Below are 16,097 nucleotides of genomic sequence, written 5' to 3'. Positions count from 1 at the left end.
TTAGCCCCGCCGCAGCACAGATTGCACCTGCCCCGACGCGTTCCGTGAGCGCGCCGGGGCAGCGCCATATCGGGGCCTTGGCACCGCCGCCGCTTGCCGACGCCCCACCTGTCCTTTCTCCCTTCGCGCCTCCTGCATGGCTTTATCCGCGGACTTTTCTAGCTCGTCCTGCGCTTTCGCCAGCGTTTTTTCAAATTCCAGCAGGCGTTTAGCCGTCCTTTCCCGAAAGCCCTGCGCAAATTCTGCGAAGTCGTTATTCATTACCACTGACCTGCCTTTCGTGCCTTAATGGTTGGTTCTTCTGGCGCGGGCGCCGCCTCCTGCTGCGGTGCCGGCTGTGGTGACGGTGCCGGTGCTGGTTCAGGAACTGGGGCTGGTGGCGGTGCCTCCGCTGGACCGGACGCCGGGAGGTGTGCCACCTTCTCTGGTGGCGGCGTTGGCTCCTCTACCTGAGACAGCTCAGGAGGCGGAGTCATGACGTCATCATCACCAATTGGCTCCGGTTTGGGCTCTGGCTCTGGTTTAGGTTCCGGGCAGGGATCAAGTTCTGGCTCCAGCTCCGCCTCAGGAACGGGATCCGGTTCAGGTTCCTGCACTGGGCAATCCGCCTCGGACATGATCTCCAGGCACTGCGCGGCGCCTTCCACAATGAGTCCCACGCCTACCAAAGCGATTCCGGCTCCCACCATGCCGAGGCTGCCACTGCAGGAGGATTCAATTCCACAGCCTTCTGAGCTGGTTTGGGTCGTTTCCACACATTCTTCGGTACTTTCCGCGGTACTTTCCGGGCAGAGCGTTTCCTCGCCTGCGCCCGATTCAGAAGCGGGTTCCGTATCCAAGTCTGGTTTAGCTTTCGGCTCTGGCTGAGGTTCAGGTTCCGGGCACGGTTCTTCTACTTGCTGTGGCTGTTCTGGCGGCTCCTGCGGCGGAATGATCTCCGCCTGTGCCGGCCTAGTGATCTCTACTTCGCGCTGGAACTGCGATGGACGCTCGGTAAATGATTGCTCGGTGCACTCTTGGCAATGGCAGCCGAGACCGTGTTCTGCAGTGGTCTCCGTGTGCACTTCCGGCTTGGCTGAAGGCTCGGGATTAGGTGTGCTAGTCCGCTCCGGCTCCGGTTCGGTGCATTCCCTTGGTGGAACTGGTGGTGGCGATGGAGGCGTCGGCTGTGGCGGCGCGGAAGTGGTGTGGCTCGATTCTTGTTTTGAGTAATGCTCCGGCATGGGCGTGGGCTCTGGTGGGCACTCCACTTGGGCCGGCTCGGTGGGCTGCGAGGGCGGGGGCGGGCATTCTTCCTTCGGCGTCGGCTTAGTGGGAATAGGAGTGTCCGGGCATTGTTCTACCGGTGCGGGGCAGGCACCATCTGCAGGTTTAGCCGGCGTCGGGCATTCTTCCGGCATCGGGCGCTCACAGACGCATTCGCAGCGCGATTCAAACTCGTTATAGCAGGACTCAATCGCATCATCGCGGTCGCGGCAGGTGCTAGCGATATTGTGATTCGTCTCTTCGATAACGCGCCCGCCGATGGTGGAAAGAATCGGGATGATAAACCGGGCCAGCGGGTGCTTGGTGGCCACCATGGACAAGATATTCAGCAATGGGATGACCGCAGAGATGAGCTCGGTAAGGGCAGTGTCGGAGACATCGACGACGTCGGCAATAGCGCCCGAGCACTGCTCCGCCGAGCTGGTGAGATGTGCGGCATCTTGGCGGTCAATGTCGAAGTCTTCCTGCACGCCGCACAGGTGCTCCCGCATGGCGCCCTGAGCAACCTCGGAATCATCCTGCTGCAAATAGCCCGCTAGTCCAGCACCGCCTCCCTTCGGGCGATTACCGCCCACCGCCGCGACGGTGTTTTTCACCAGGTTTTCGGGCGCGATGCCATCGACCGCACCGACTAACTCCCCCAGTAAATTCATCGGCATGCTGGGGCCCGGGTAGCTTCCCAAGCATGCGAATTGGAATTGGGAAATCGCGTTGGAATAGTCCCCCAACAAGGATTTGGTCAGCGTACTCACTTGTTCGCCTCCCCGCCGCGCGCAAAGGAGCTGCCGAAGGACTCATCAAAATCGGCAAAAGCGCGCACCTGTTCATGGGCGGCGTGGGCGGTGGCGGATAAATTATCCAACCTCTGCCCGCCACGCTCATGGATGCGCGCCAAGACATCACGAATGCGCTCACCGTGGCCGCCAAAGTTGCGCCCAGCCGCGGCCACCGGAAAATCCGGTACCTCGGCCCGGTGGGCATCGCGTTGCTCGTCGTTATCGGCTACGACCTGCCGTAGTGCGGACATCGCCTCCGAGGGGCGAAGAAAAACCTCAGACACTGGTGTATTCCCCCAAATCCATATGCGGTAAAAGTTCTCACCTTCATTGGACTGGGGATTGCGCCAAATGGTTCCCTAGGAGGCCAAAATTCTTCCGCCCCGGCGGTTGTCCTAGACCGAGGAAACGATGGCGGAAAGCCTCCCGGCAACCTTGCGAGCCTGCTCCTTATCGGCGGCCTCCACCATGACGCGGAAAACCTCCTCAGTGCCGGAAGGGCGCAACAAGACGCGGCCGGTTTCGCCAAGTTCTTCCTCGGCCTGGGCAATGGCTTCTTGTACTTCGGGGGCGTCCATGATGACACCCTTATCAGAAACCGGCACGTTAATGAGCACCTGCGGCAGCACGGTCATCACCGATGCTAATTCCTTTAGGGACTTCCCGGACTTGGCCATGCGCGCCATGATGGACAGGCCAGTAAGCGTGCCGTCGCCAGTCGTGCAATCATCTGGCAACACGACGTGGCCAGACTGCTCGCCGCCCAAGGAGAAATCGCCGCGGTTGAGCTCTTCCAGAACATAGCGGTCGCCTACTGCGGTGTGACGCACCTCAATGCCTTGTTCCTGCATGGCTAGCTTCAGGCCTAGGTTAGACATGACGGTTGCTACCAGGGTGTTGTAGCGCAGGTCATTATCTTCCTTCATGCCTACGGCCAGCAGTGCCATAATCTGGTCACCGTCAACAACATTGCCCTCGGCATCCACAGCCAGGCAACGGTCGGCGTCGCCATCGTGTGCCAGGCCCAGATCGGCGCCATGCTCGACGACGGCCTCCTGGGCCTTTTCAATGTGCGTCGAACCGCAGTCCTCATTGATATTGAAAGCATTCGGCTTGTTGTGGATAGCAATAACCTCTGCGCCAGCCGCCTCGTAGGCGATCGGAGCAACCTTGGAGGCCGCACCATTGGCGGTATCTACGACCACCTTGATGCCGCTGAGGTCGGTGGAGACTACTTCCTTCAAGTGGTTGAGGTAGCGCTCGCGTCCGTCTGGGGCCTCCGAGATGATGCGGCCCAGTTTGGTGCCGGTCGGGCCATCCTCGGTGAGGTTTTCCATGGTTGCCTGAATCTGATCTTCTACCTCGTCCGGCAGCTTCTTGCCACCTGCGGAGAAGAACTTGATGCCGTTGTCTGGCATCGGGTTGTGGGAGGCGGAAATCATCACGCCCAAATCCGCACCATAGTCATCCGTCAGGTAAGCAATTGCTGGGGTTGGCAGCACGCCCACGCGCACCACGTCCACGCCGCGGGAAGCCAGACCGGACGCAATCGCCGCATCCAGCATCTCGCCGGAAACGCGCGGGTCGCGACCAATGATGGCCAGCGGCTGGCGCTCGTAGGATTCACGCTTGGCGGTAAATACCTCCGCAGCGGCCTGGCCTAGTTGCAAGGCCAGAATAGGGGTCAGCTTCTTGTTCGCGAGGCCGCGAACGCCATCGGTTCCAAAAAGTCGAGTCATGCAGTCAATTATGCACTCCTGTGCCCATCGATTGCATGTTGGGGCGGTTTAGGCGGAAGCAAGCTTTTGGTTTATCGACGGATTGAGCGATATTCCCTCCTTCCGCGCTCCATAAAACGACGAAGGCCGCCGCCTCCCAAAGGAAGCAGCGGCTTTCGTAGCGCTTGCGCGCGCAGTGAGAGCGAGATTAACGCTTGGAGTACTGCGGTGCGCGACGTGCCTTGTGCAGACCGGCCTTCTTACGCTCAACTGCACGAGCATCTCGGGTGAGCAGACCAGCCTTCTTGAGGGCGGTGCGGTCAGCCGGGTTGTAGATGTTCAGTGCACGAGCGATAGCCAGACGCAGGGCGCCAGCCTGACCGGTTGGGCCGCCGCCGTTAACGGTGACCTTGAGGTCGAACTGGTTCTCGCGCTCCAGCAGGGTCAGCGGAGTGAGGATGTCCTGCTGGTGCAGCTTGTTCGGGAAGTACTCGCCGAACTCGCGGCCGTTAACTACAATCTGGCCGGAGCCAGCAACGAGGCGAACACGTGCGACGGCGCGCTTACGGCGACCGACGGTCTGGATCGGGCCCTCGTGTACCGGAGCGGCAGCCTCGACCTCTGCCTCAGTCTCCGCGTTGGCGCTAGCCAACGAATCACCGATGGTGTTGGTGAACTCTTCGGTAGCGGCGCTTGCTGCAGCGATGTCAGCAGCGTCGGCTACGTTGTTGTCGATGTTCTGCTCAGACATTACTGTGCCACCTGCTTAAACTCGAAGGTTTCCGGCTTCTGGCCGGCGTACGGGTGCTCTTCGCCTGCGAAGACGTGCAGCTTCTTGATGGAAGCGCGGGAGAGCTTGTTGTGCGGCATCATGCCGGCAACGGATTCTTCGATAACGCGAACCGGGTTGGCGTCCAAAGACTGACCCAGGGTCATGGACTTCAGGCCGCCCGGGTAACCGGAGTGGCGGTAGCGCATCTCACGGCCGCGCTTGTTGGAAGAAACGTGGATCTTGTCAGCGTTGATGATGATGACGTGGTCACCAGCGTCAACGTTCGGTGCGAACTGTGGCTTGTGCTTACCGCGCAGCAGGTCTGCAACGGTGGAAGCGAGCTTGCCCAGCACCACATCAGTAGCGTCGATGACGTACCACTTGCGGGTGATGTCACCGCTCTTTGGGTGGAAAGTAGACAATTTGACTCCTTGAAAGTCTGTCTCGGAACTGCCGGCCAGCGCTAAGCATCCATTCACTCCCGTACAGCGGCCGGTGGAGACCTGCAGGGAGCGCTTCGCCAGCTGCTTGCCGACGAGCGAACACATAGGTTTCCTACCCTACTTGCTCACCTGCCCAAAGACCAAAACACCGAAACCGGCACCTTCCGCGGCTTAAACGGGAGATGCCGGCTCGTGGGTACGGACTAGAAAGGTACGACTTCAAAGAATGGAAGAGATAGCAAGAGAAAAGAACTAGAAAAGGAGTATTCACGCTGGCTTCTTGGTCGAGGCTGCGGCTGCGTCCGCCTCCTGCCACGCGGGTGTGGTCAGTGGCACCGCAGCCCCGACGGGGACAGCGTAGAACCGTGCGAACAGGGTGTGGATTTAGCCCCAGCTTGCGGCGGCGCGACGATTGACGTCGCTCATTGCATCATTGCCCTGCGAGACGGTCTTGGAGATGGTGGCGAGCACGGTGTTGAGTTCTTGCGACGCCTTATCCCACTTAGCCTGTGCTTGGTTATAAGCCACGGCGGACTCGCCTTCCCAGGTGCTCACCATCGGCTGCAGGCGCGCTTTCAGGTCTGCCAGAGTGCTGTTGATGCGACCAGAGGTAGCGTTGATATCGGCTGCGGCGGAAGAAATGGCACCGAATTCGTATTTGATCTCGGACATGTGGTGGTGGATTCCCTTCTGTGAATCTATAGCTTTGAGGCTGCGGACTAGTGAAGTGTGCGGTGCGGTTTAGAGAGCGAGGCCGCCGCCCACGTTGGAGAAGGCCTGGGTGTTTTCGGCTTCCACGTTGTCGAAGTTGTGGGCGTTGCTGCGGATATTGTCAGAGATTGAGGCCAAGGCCTCGCGCAGCTGCTGTGCAGAGGTGTTGTAGCGTTGCATCAGGTCATCGAAGGAGACCTGGGCCTGGCCAACCCAGCTGCCGCGGACGGAGTCGACGACGCCCTGCAGGCGGGTGAGCTCGCCTTGGACTTCATCATTGGTGTTATCGACTTTGCCGGCGGTGGCGATCATGACATCGGCTTGTGTCTTGAAAGTCTGAGACATAAGAGTGCGCCCCTCCTTAGGGCGGATGAGATTGTGTGTATTTCCCCCGAAAAAGCAGCTGTGCTTCGCATCTGTGCTTTCTCACTTTTATTGGACTGAGCTTTCCGCCAAACGGTTCCCGGCTGGGGGAAAGTTTTTGAGACTATTTTTTGACTAGGCTTTCTGTGGCCATGCGGCAAGCCGCTTTTTGAACGGCGTTGGAGTTATGCCGGGTATGGCATCCCACGGACATCTGGTGCCCACGGTCTTCCCAGGTGGTCCATTCCACCAAGGAGCCGTCCCCGGGGTCTTCGGTATAGGTCAGTCGCCCGGCCTCATCGGTGGCATCGCGAAGCGCCGGATCTTCGTCCACCTGCGCGTGAATTTCTTTAAACAAGGCATCCGCCGGCACGTTAAACATCTCATCCGCCGCCAGCAGGATGCGTAGGTTCGGGTCTTCCCCGGTGGCGGTGACCAGACCATTTTCTACCTTGGTGTGGAACCCACTGGGGACGACTACTGACATTCCCTCCACGTCTAGGCGCTTTTCACCTGGACTCAATTCATCACTGCCGGATTCCGGCGCACCCGTCGTACCCGGCTGTGGCAAGGCCGGCGCGGACTCCGTTGCGTTCTCGCGGCTTGGCGCGGCGGCGCGCGGTTGCGGGCGCGCTGTATCCGAAGCGGCGTCGCCATCACCGGAACCCTGGGCACCGATAGCCCACCAGGAAGCTCCGGCCACGGCGATGATGACCACCGCGATTGCGACATGAAAGATATCAATGGCCCCGAACCAACCGCGCAGGCGGTCGGTCCAACGTGGGGTTACTGGCTCGTCGTAGGCAGGCATCTCCATCACAGCGGTGGGCGGTGCCGATTCTGAGGCCTCGCTGACTGAATGTGAACGCGGAGCGAGTGGGTCTGGGGCTACTGGCGGGGAGATGGCTGGTGCTGGGTCGATGAGGCGCACCCCAGTGACTTCCAATTGCCGGCAAATGATGGTGGTAGCTTCCTGTGCAATTCCCGTGCCGGAAGAGTCTGCCGCCACGCAGACTTCCACGTCGGGCCAGGACGATCCCGCCATCTTGGATATCTGATCCATGACTTGGCCTAAGGCCCAGCCTTCCACAATGCCGGTTCCTGGCAGGTCATAGCGGTAGACCGTTTCAGGCCCTTCAAAGATGGTGGCCGCATCCAGGATGGTGACGGTAATGGGGCTGGCGGTGGTCTCCCCACCAGTAGGGATAGGGGTGTCGGTCGGCGCATTCGCGCTGAGATTGGTGGTCATTTACTTTTCTCCTTCTAGATACACCGCTTGGACGACGCCGAGGTTTTCACCGCGGATGCTCCACTGACCGCGGCCGGATGGTTGGTGGCAGGGCTTGAGTCCGAAGATGGTTCCTTCGTCCCGGTCGGCGTCGAAAAGCAGCAGCGCCGGCTGCAGATCGCGCACCGCGGAAAAGAATTGACCAAAGAGGGCACGGCCGATGCCGCCGGATTTGCGAGCGATAACAAGGTGCAGGCCAATGTCGCGAGCATGGGGAAGCAACTCCAATAGCGGCGAGAGAGCGATATCGCTTAGCAGGTCCGCATCATCGATGACTAGGTAAATGTCTGGGCCCTGCCACCAATCTCGTGCGGCGAGCTGCGCCGGGGTAATGCCCGGGCCAGGCAGGCGAGATTCCAGGGTCCGGACTGTATCGACAATGGTCTCTTGCGCACTCGACTGCGTCGCGGCATAGGCAGCAACCATGTTCTGCTCCAAGGTTCCCAGGTGGGCTCGGCGCTGGTCGATGACGACGAGCCGGGCGTCTTCCCGCGCAAAGTCGCTAATGCCGCGCATGATCTGCGCCAGGAAGGTGGACTTGCCACAGCCCTGCGCCCCGATTGCCACAAGGTGCGGCTCACGAGACGGATTCCAGGTCAGCGTATCGAGGTCGCGCCCGCCGATGCCCCAGGCGATCTCGCCGGTGGGCACGCCCCCTTGAGCCGCGAGTGCGGACGGAGTAAGCACGGCGGGCAGCATCTTGAGCTGTGGAACTGGGTCAGCCGCAGCATGCACGCGGCAGATGTGGGCGATGTCCTGGTTGGAGGTGCGAGCTAAGAGCATATTCTCACCCGCCAAGGTGAGCCCGCGGCCCGGCGCGCTGGGGAGCTTGTGCTGTAGTTTGCGGTCGATGAGCGAATCCAAAGCCTCACCCAGGCGCAGCTCGAGGCGATTGGCAATGAGGTCGCGGATAGCCGGGCGCATCGTGGTCCACCGCGAAGTGGCAATGATGACATGCACGTGGGCGGAGGCACCATCGGCGACGATCTCGGTGACCTTCTCCGCTATGTCTTCAAACTCGGCGTTGGAGGTACCAATGTGGTGCCAGCCATCAATGACAAGGAAGGTTGCGCACCGTTCTGGGCGGCGGATAAACCCAGCTACTTCGTCGACGATGCGCCGTACCTTTTCGCCCTCCTCGCGCCCGGCAACTCCGGCCACGTGGGGCAGGCGCTCTAGGGACGTTAGCTGACCGCCGCCAAGATCGATGACGTAGAAGCGTGCCGTCTGCGGGTCATGCCGTAGAGCTAGCGCAGAGACGATCGTGCGCAGCGCACTCGATTTACCGGACTGCGGGCCACCGCACAGTGCCATGTGTCCGCCGTGCTGGGTGAAATCAATAATCAGCTCATCCTGGCGTTGGTAATACGGCCTATCGATAATACCGATGGGCGCGCACAGCTGCCTTTGGTCCGCTGCGGGCGAGACTGCACCCGCGGCATGTACACCGGAAAGCCCTGGCAGCGCGGATAGCTCAATGACCGGCGGTAGCGGCGGCAGCCAGATGCGGTGCGCCGATTGATCGCGCATGTGGGCCTCTTCCGCCGCGGCGCGAACGACCTCGGTAAGCACAGTGGTGGAGTCATCGAGAACCACCGCAGCGCTAGCACTTTCCTCTTCCTGGGACCAGCCATGAAAGAGCTGCACGCGGCCGCGGGTTGGGGCGGGGTGGTCCCCGGAATCCTCGGCAAGCGCCCGGCGCGGCAGGGGCCCAGACACGTAGGAAGCTTGGAAGCGGGTCAAGGCCTCGGCATCGGATTTGAGGTAGCCCGCGCCGGGCTGGCCGGGCAGGTGGTACGCATCGGTCACGCCCAATACCTGGCGGGATTCCGCTGAGGAGAAGGTTTTCAGGCCGATTCGGTAGGACAAGTGGGAATCTAGCCCCCGCAAGCGGCCTTCTTCGAGCCTTTGGGAGGCTAAAAGCAGGTGCACGTGGAGACTGCGCCCCAAGCGGCCGACGGCGACGAAGAGTTCCGCGAAGTCCGGGTGCTGGCCCAAAAGCTCCGAGAACTCATCGACGACGATAACCAAGGCCGGCAAGGGCCCGTGCTCACGCACGGCGGTGACAGAAGCGTTGTACTCACTGACATTGGCAAAGTTTCCGGCGGTGCGCAGCAGCTCTTGTCGTCGGTTCATCTCGCCGGAGATGGCATCGTACATGCGCTCTACCAGCGTAGATTCCTCCTCCAGGTTGGTAATCACCGCGGAAGTATGCGGCAGGCGGTCGCATCCTAAGAATGTCGCGCCGCCCTTGAAATCCACGAGCACGAGGTTAAGCTCGTCCGGACTATGGGTAGCCGCCAACGCGGTGACAAGGGTGCGCAGCAGCTCTGACTTTCCGCTGCCAGTCGCGCCGATGCACAGGCCGTGCGGTCCCATACCGCCGTGGGCAGATTCCTTGAGATCCACCGTGACGGGCTGGCCCACCGTATCGATGCCGATGGGCACCATGAGACGCGCCGAGCCCTCCCGGCCATGCCACATGCCGCTAGCCGCTAGCTCTTCCACATCGCGATAGCCCAGAAGGCCCATAAGGTCACTGCCGCGCCGGCCAGAAGTGCTATCGGGGCGGCGGTAGGAGGCCATACTGCGCGCGAGCAACGTCGCGCCGGCCACACTCATCCCATCGGGAGACCCAAGGTCTTCCACCCCTGCCGCGGTGACCACCTGCAGCTGTTCCCCTGCCACGAGGCTTAGCCCTTCGTGCTCGGCGCGTACCCCCAGCGCCGAAGACGGCGCCCCACCAACCTCAATAATGGTGGTAAAGGAGTCATCGTGGAAGAAGTCTTCGGTTCCCGTGGTCAGCACGCCATCGACTATGAGGATGCGAAAGCGCGCCTTTTCCGGCGTGCGCGCATGGGGCAGCCACTTCAGCCACTCCCACTGGCCACCGATGGCCTCGATACCGCAGGTTTCCGGGCCATGCGCCAACGCCATCTGCAGCACCATTGCGCGCACCATATCGCGGGAGGGATCTGCGGGCTCTTCGCCCCGAGTCGACGCCATTCCGGACACGGACAAGAAGCGAAAGGCCTGCAGTTGGATAACCACCGGCATATCGGGAACGGTGCCCACCGCCTTAATGGTCTGGCGCATGCTCACCGCACACACCGGGTCTAGGTCTTCCGTGGCGCCCGAATCCGGCACGTTGATGGGAGTGCACAAAGTCGTTGGTCCAGTTCCCACGCGTACCTCGAGGGCGTCCGAGTCATCCGGGCCACGCTCCCACATGCGGCGCGAGCCGACTAGAGTGTTGAGTTCCACCGGTGCCGGGTGGCGATAACTTTCATGTGCACGCTGCGCCGAGGCATTGCGCAGCGCCTTTTCTCGCAAGGCTTTGATGTGGCGCAGGTAAGTGCGCCGGGTTTCATCCGGATCCTGCCCGCTATTATTGGGCCCAAACATCATGGCCATGCTCGCCAGCATCATCAATGGAAACATCAAGGCCATCGGGCTAATCTGCCGGGATTCCCCAGCGCCTAACACCATGAGGGCGACCATGCCGAGCATAGCCGCAATCATCACCACCGGAAGCAGCAGCCGCACCAGCGGCACCGGTTGCGGGCGCACCGCCTCCGGGACTTCCTCCGCCTCGATGCTGCCGGTGGGCAGCGGCGGCGCAGCATCCCGCAGTGGCATGGTCAACGGCTCAATGACGCGGGTATCCCCGATCCCAAGCATGCCTAAATAACCTCCCCCGAGCCACGCGCCAAGCGCCCTTGGCCCCCTGCCAAGATTCCTCGCGCTGCGGTGGACACGTCGCCACTAGTAAGCCACAATATGTGGCATTGGGCAAGGGGGACGCCCACAATCCATACATGTTTCGGGGGACATCATGACTACTGCAACGGCGCATCATCTGCGCCTTACCGTTCGCATTCATGCCGGCGCCTTCCACAAGGAGGCAGACGTGGCGCTACCGCTAAGCTCCAGCGTGGGCGAGCTTTTGGCGGAGATCACTGACTTGGTGGATGCGCCCACCATTTCTGAACCCTGGCGCGCCAGTACAGCCTCCGGCCGCGCCATCGATCTCACCGCCCCATTGGCTGCCACTGCGCTCACGGAAGGCTCAATTCTTGTTATTAGTCCGCGCGAGCGCCGGTCTGCACCGGTGATTCGGGATGCGGCGGAATCGCTCGCCGCCGCGGCTGAAGAGGATACTACCGCCGCCCTTCCCACCATCTGGGCTTGGGCAGGGCTGCTTGCCGCCTTCGCCCTAGTGTGGGTTAGCACCCTTCCCCTAGCTGCGTGGGCGGCGTTGACCGCTGGAGCCCTGTTGCTCGCCTTGTGGACCCGTGCCCTATCACTGGTGCACCTTAGCCTGGTAGCCGGCATGGCGTGTGGCTGGGTGGTGATTTCGCCCTCGCTTAGCGAAGCCCCCTTTGCCGCACTCACCGCCTGCGTCGCCCTCCTCATCGTGCTGCTTGCCTGCCACGTCACCGGGTTAAGCACGGTTCGCACTACTGCCGTGGCACTCACCGTCTCAGTGCTGTTGTTGGTCGCGGCTGTGGGCTACCTGCTGCCCGGACCAGGGACGGGTCTCCAGGGCAGCCACGGTACGGCGGCAGCCGCTTGCGTAGTGATCGCCGGCATTATCCTGCTAGCCGCAGCCCCTGCGCTGACCGTTGCCACCGCTGGGCTCAAAGTCCCGCAGTTGCCCACGGCCGGCCAAGACCTCGCGGTTTCTGATGCCGTCCAGCCGGATATCGATATCCGCGCCCGGCGCGCCGGCAGCGCCTATGAGGGAATGTGCGTTGGGCTGTCGCTCTGTCTCATTCCGGCCCTTATCGCCCTCTCGCTGACGGGCAGTGGTCCGGCCTTGGCGCCGACTAGCGGCGCGCCCGATTCTCTCGCCGAGTACGTTGCGGTGCTCTTTGGTGCCGAGCGCACCGGCGTGGGCTTCGTCCAAGCACTCTGCGTGACCACCGCGGGTGCCGTCGTCATGCATGCTGCCCGGCACGGTCGTGTGCTGGCTAGCTGGGCCCTGATGCTGCTGGCGATGACCGCCTGTCTCGCTGCATGCTTGTGCGCTACCCACACGGTAGCGGATTCCGGCCTTGCCGATGCCTGGGCGCCGATCCTTGTTGCCTGCCTGATTCTCCTCGCCATGCTGAGCGCCCCGCTGTGGGCACCCAAGGTGGCCGGGCTCGAGCCCACCACCATCGCGTGGTTTGAGCGCATAGAATCCCTCGCCATTGCCGCTAGTTTGCCGCTGGCCGCGCACCTAGCCGGTGTCTTCGTACTCATTAGGGGGCTTGGATAATGCGCGTACTGCCCACCGCTTTAGTAGTTGCATTCGCTGCAGGACTGACTGCTGCGCCCTACGCGGCCGCGCGCGAACCGGACCGCGAATGCGCCGCCGCGCATTCCTCACCGCTTTCGCCCCAACCAAGCCAGGAGCAGTTAGACTACCGGGCCCGTCTACATTCCTTTGCTACCGGGGAAGGCGTCAAAGTAGCCGTTATCGATACTGGCGTGGCCCGTCACGATCAACTGCGGCATCTCAGCAGTGGCGCGGACCTTGTCGCGCCCGAGGACCCAGAACCGCATCGCGATTGCGACCTGCACGGCACCGTCGTGGCCGGTGTCATCGCCGGACACGATATCGGTATCGCTCCGCGAGCAGAGATTTACGCTGTGCGCCAGACCAGCGCGCACTACCGCCAGGAAGCCGAGGACAGTACCACCGGCTCCCTGGACACCTTGGCCCGCGCCATCGATGACGCTGCCGATGCCAGTGCCCGCGTCATTAACATTTCGGTTGTTTCCTGCGTTCCGCCAGATGTGGCCGCGCAGGTCGATACTTCCCGATTGGATCGCGCTTTGGCGCATGCGGAAGACTCCGGCGCCGTGGTGATCGCTGCTTCGGGCAATGCGTCCTCTGGCAGCTGTGAGATGGGTGACCGCGTCTTTCCGGCGGATTCGCCCACGGTGCTCTCAGTAAGCGCCCTCGCGGATTCACACGAACTCGCTGACTATTCGCTGAATTCGGCCGACGGACCCCAGCTTGCTGCGCAAGGTTTCATTCCGCTAGCGCTCAACCCCGCGGGTGGATGGGCCGATGGTAAGGAGGGCACGGACGGAACGGCGCAGTTCCATGGCACCTCCTTTGCCGCGCCGGTGGTCAGCGGCACCGCTGCCCTCTTGGCACAGCGCTTTCCCGACGATAGCCCGGCCGCCCTCCGTAAACGCTTGGAGGACGCCGCGGAACCGGGACATGGCTTCATCGACCCGCTCACTGTGCTCACCCACGTGGAAGCAGGCGCGGACGTCGATACCCGAGCTATGACCATCCGCCCCACTGACGAAGGCGACTCCCGCGCCCCCACACGCAGTGCCTGGGTGCTAGGTGGATTAGCGCTGGCGCTTGCTGCGTGGGCCGTGTGGCGCGGGCTACGGCCTAAGAACTAACCTGCAGCGCCTGCTCACGGTTCAGCGCGGAGCCTTCCGGCAGCAAGCGCAGGATCTCCCACGGCACCTGCGCGCCCACGCCGGTGCCTAGGGCTTCCAGAGTCTCTTTGTCCTTGACCTCGTGCCGCTGCCCCGTGGGTGAGACCACGTGATAGCCATGGCCGCTGTCTACGCCTACGCCACCGGCGTCGAGTCCACCAAAGCGATGGGCCACCGACTCACCTGCCAAGGCGATGGTGCCTGCTTGGGCAGGTACCACTACCCCGCCGCCCTCGTTACCGGCACACATCCAGCCATCGTCCGGGCTTAAGAAGCGGAAGGACGTGGAGGGAAGGTTGAGGTTTAAAGGGGCGTCGGCAAGCGCGGCAATCTCCTGCGGCGTGGCTGTCGTCTCCTTGGCACCCACGCCTGTGAGCATCTCCGCCTGCGTAGGCGTGAGCTCCGCTACGCCCTCGGGCGTACGCGCCCACAGGCTCTGCCCAGTATCGACAACCTCGGGCGGATTAGCCGGAAAGTTCAGCGGCGGCAGCTCCGCAAAAGCATTGAGCAGCTCGGGCGGCACGGGCCAGGTGTGGGTACTATCGTCCACGCCCAGCGCCCGGCGCACGACGCGCCCTTCGGTGCTGGAAGAATCTGGCAACGCCACCCGGCCTTCCTCTGTGATAAGCCACTGCGTGCCCTCGGATTCCACCAGTGCGGCGCGCTCCTCACCGAGGCTTTTCTGCTCGGGCTCGGCGAGAACAATAACCTCCTGCGACGCAACCTGGTGCCCGCCGATGCTGGTTGGGTTTTCTGTAGTCGGCGCCTCATCCTTGCCAGCTAAACACGCTGCCCAACGCTGCTGGGGAGTCTCGCCTGCTGCCGCGAGGTACCCAGGGGCATCCGAGATACCCACCGGTGAGCCCAGTAGCGCTTCTTGCAAGTGCTCATCTCCGATCGTCTGCGCGTCGGCCGCCTGTCCGGCGATAATGCGCGCCGACGCCAGGTTGAATACAGGGTGGTAGGTGTCGTTGACATCCACAAAGAGCTGGCCCTGCTCCGAGCGCACAATCGGCGCATCACCCGGCTGCGGACTCGGCTGCAGCCATGCCAACATACCGGACCCCACCGCAAGGAAGGCGACGCCGACCCCGCCGAAAAGGAGCGCTTTGCGGCGCCTAGCCAATGGATCGTGAATCATGCGGATATCGCCTAATACGAGCCCATGCTCGACGCGGCGGCGCAAGAATTTATGGCCCGATACCTGGGCCTTGGTAGTAGGCAGCGGACGTGCCATGATTTTCCCCCGAAATGTCTGTGTACACCCAGCACACAGGCTATCCCAGGGAAGCACCCGTTGCCACTTGGGCGCTAGTCGGCGCTGCGCCTTTCGCGGGTGACCTCGGCGCGTGCCGCCAGTTGATCCGCGGCCGGGTAATCAACGGCGACGAGCGAGAGTCCCTTGGCCGGGGCCACGGGAATGCTGGAAGAGCGCTTCGTCTCCTGCAGCAGTGCCTCGGCGAAGTCAGCATCGCGCCGCCCCTCCCCCACGCGCAGGCAACACCCTACCAGCGAGCGCACCATCGACCAGCAGAACGCATCGGCGCTCACGCGGGCCTCAAAAAGCTCCGGTTCTTCGGGCGTAGAAACGTCGCGCCAAGAAAATTCCTGCAATTCCCGGATGGTCGTGGCATTTGGCTTGGCTTTACAAAAGGCCGCAAAATCATGCAGGCCCACCAGCGCGGTAGCAGCGTCCTGCATGGCGTCAATATCTACCGGCTTAATCCACTCGGCCGTATCCCGCGCCCGGGACGGCAGCGCGCCGCGCGGGTTGGTGGTAATCCGGTAGACGTAGTGCCGCCGCAGCGCCGAAAACCGCGCATCAAAGCCCGCGGGTGCGAACTCGCACCCGTGTACCCGCACGTCTTCTGGCAGAAGCTTTGCTAACCGACGCACCAGCTTCGCCGGCTCCCCCGCCACCGAGCGCTGCGCCAGCATATCTGTCGGAACGTCCACGTGCGCCACCTGGCCACGAGCGTGCACGCCGGCATCCGTCCGGCCAGCGACCGTAAGCGGCACCTCCGTGCGTGCAATCATCGCCAGCTTCTCTTCCAGTACCCCCTGCACCGTGCGCAGACCGCCCTTCTGCTTGGCCCAGCCATGAAAGTCCGTGCCGTCATAAGCCAAGTCCAAGCGCAGGCGAACGAACCCGTCCGCCGGCCCTTCGGGGGAAGTCGATGCTGCATCTGTCATAGTGGACTTCATGCTACCGGAGTGTTTACTGCCCGCCGGCCCTGGGTCGTTCGTGCGTTGAGCCCTAGTTGGGTGTGGACATGACAAAGCCGCCGCCCTCCCACAGGTGGGAAAGAC

The 16,097-nt window shown here is 62.4% G+C and carries 14 protein-coding genes; 2 read left to right on the top strand and 12 right to left on the bottom strand.

Annotated elements, in window-relative coordinates:
* The 10 genes from BKN05_RS03850 to eccCa all read right to left on the bottom strand — a co-directional run bounded on the left by BKN05_RS03850 (window position 1) and on the right by eccCa (window position 11,018).
* Window positions 1-261 (bottom strand): hypothetical protein, encoded by a 261-nt coding sequence (locus BKN05_RS03850; RefSeq protein ID WP_005322739.1) that lies wholly within the window; start codon window positions 259-261, stop codon window positions 1-3.
* Window positions 261-2,018 (bottom strand): hypothetical protein, encoded by a 1,758-nt coding sequence (locus tag BKN05_RS03845; protein WP_049378897.1) that lies wholly within the window; start codon window positions 2,016-2,018, stop codon window positions 261-263. Before BKN05_RS03845 ends, BKN05_RS03850 begins: the two co-directional genes overlap by 1 nt.
* Window positions 2,015-2,326, bottom strand: coding sequence for a hypothetical protein (locus BKN05_RS03840; RefSeq protein WP_239661112.1), 312 nt, complete (start codon window positions 2,324-2,326; stop codon window positions 2,015-2,017). Before BKN05_RS03840 ends, BKN05_RS03845 begins: the two co-directional genes overlap by 4 nt.
* Before the next feature lie 111 nt (window positions 2,327-2,437).
* Window positions 2,438-3,781: a phosphoglucosamine mutase gene (gene glmM, locus BKN05_RS03835; protein WP_049378896.1), complete on the bottom strand. Its 1,344-nt coding sequence runs from the start codon at window positions 3,779-3,781 to the stop codon at window positions 2,438-2,440.
* A gap of 187 nt (window positions 3,782-3,968) precedes the next feature.
* Window positions 3,969-4,511 (bottom strand): 30S ribosomal protein S9, encoded by a 543-nt coding sequence (gene rpsI, locus BKN05_RS03830; RefSeq protein ID WP_049378895.1) that lies wholly within the window; start codon window positions 4,509-4,511, stop codon window positions 3,969-3,971.
* Window positions 4,511-4,954, bottom strand: a complete 444-nt coding sequence (gene rplM, locus BKN05_RS03825) for a 50S ribosomal protein L13 (RefSeq protein ID WP_049378943.1) — start codon at window positions 4,952-4,954, stop codon at window positions 4,511-4,513. Before rplM ends, rpsI begins: the two co-directional genes overlap by 1 nt.
* Window positions 4,955-5,359: 405 nt before the next feature.
* On the bottom strand, window positions 5,360-5,647 hold the full coding sequence (locus BKN05_RS03820; RefSeq protein ID WP_005322746.1) for a WXG100 family type VII secretion target: 288 nt from the start codon (window positions 5,645-5,647) through the stop codon (window positions 5,360-5,362).
* Between the two features lie 69 nt (window positions 5,648-5,716).
* On the bottom strand, window positions 5,717-6,031 hold the full coding sequence (locus BKN05_RS03815; RefSeq protein ID WP_005322747.1) for a WXG100 family type VII secretion target: 315 nt from the start codon (window positions 6,029-6,031) through the stop codon (window positions 5,717-5,719).
* Between the two features lie 142 nt (window positions 6,032-6,173).
* Window positions 6,174-7,298 (bottom strand): type VII secretion-associated protein, encoded by a 1,125-nt coding sequence (locus tag BKN05_RS03810; protein WP_049378894.1) that lies wholly within the window; start codon window positions 7,296-7,298, stop codon window positions 6,174-6,176.
* Complete coding sequence (gene eccCa / locus BKN05_RS03805; protein ID WP_286687991.1) at window positions 7,299-11,018, bottom strand: type VII secretion protein EccCa; 3,720 nt, start codon at window positions 11,016-11,018, stop codon at window positions 7,299-7,301. It lies immediately after the preceding gene.
* 154 nt (window positions 11,019-11,172) lie between these two features.
* Between eccCa and eccD the strand changes: the two genes are divergently transcribed.
* Window positions 11,173-12,600 carry a type VII secretion integral membrane protein EccD gene (eccD, locus tag BKN05_RS03800; protein WP_286687990.1) on the top strand — a complete coding sequence of 476 codons (1,428 nt, stop codon included), beginning with the start codon at window positions 11,173-11,175 and terminating at the stop codon, window positions 12,598-12,600.
* Window positions 12,600-13,748, top strand: a complete 1,149-nt coding sequence (locus BKN05_RS03795; protein ID WP_049378891.1) for a S8 family serine peptidase — start codon at window positions 12,600-12,602, stop codon at window positions 13,746-13,748. The genes eccD and BKN05_RS03795 overlap by 1 nt, the downstream gene beginning before the upstream one ends.
* On the opposite strand, the gene eccB is transcribed toward BKN05_RS03795, so the two are convergent.
* A complete protein-coding gene (gene eccB, locus BKN05_RS03790) occupies window positions 13,738-15,024 on the bottom strand; it encodes a type VII secretion protein EccB (protein ID WP_049378890.1) in 1,287 nt (428 codons plus the stop codon). The two genes, BKN05_RS03795 and eccB, sit on opposite strands and share 11 nt — an antisense overlap.
* A 74-nt stretch (window positions 15,025-15,098) precedes the next feature.
* Window positions 15,099-15,992, bottom strand: a complete 894-nt coding sequence (gene truA / locus BKN05_RS03785; protein WP_286687989.1) for a tRNA pseudouridine(38-40) synthase TruA — start codon at window positions 15,990-15,992, stop codon at window positions 15,099-15,101.
* Window positions 15,993-16,097 lie beyond the last annotated feature (105 nt).

Origin of the sequence: Corynebacterium sp. S5S1 (genome assembly GCF_001913985.1) — a bacterium.
GTDB lineage: Bacteria > Actinomycetota > Actinomycetes > Mycobacteriales > Mycobacteriaceae > Corynebacterium > Corynebacterium marquesiae.
The sequence above is the reverse complement of the archived record's forward strand: the minus strand, read 5'-3'. Positions and strand labels throughout refer to the sequence as shown.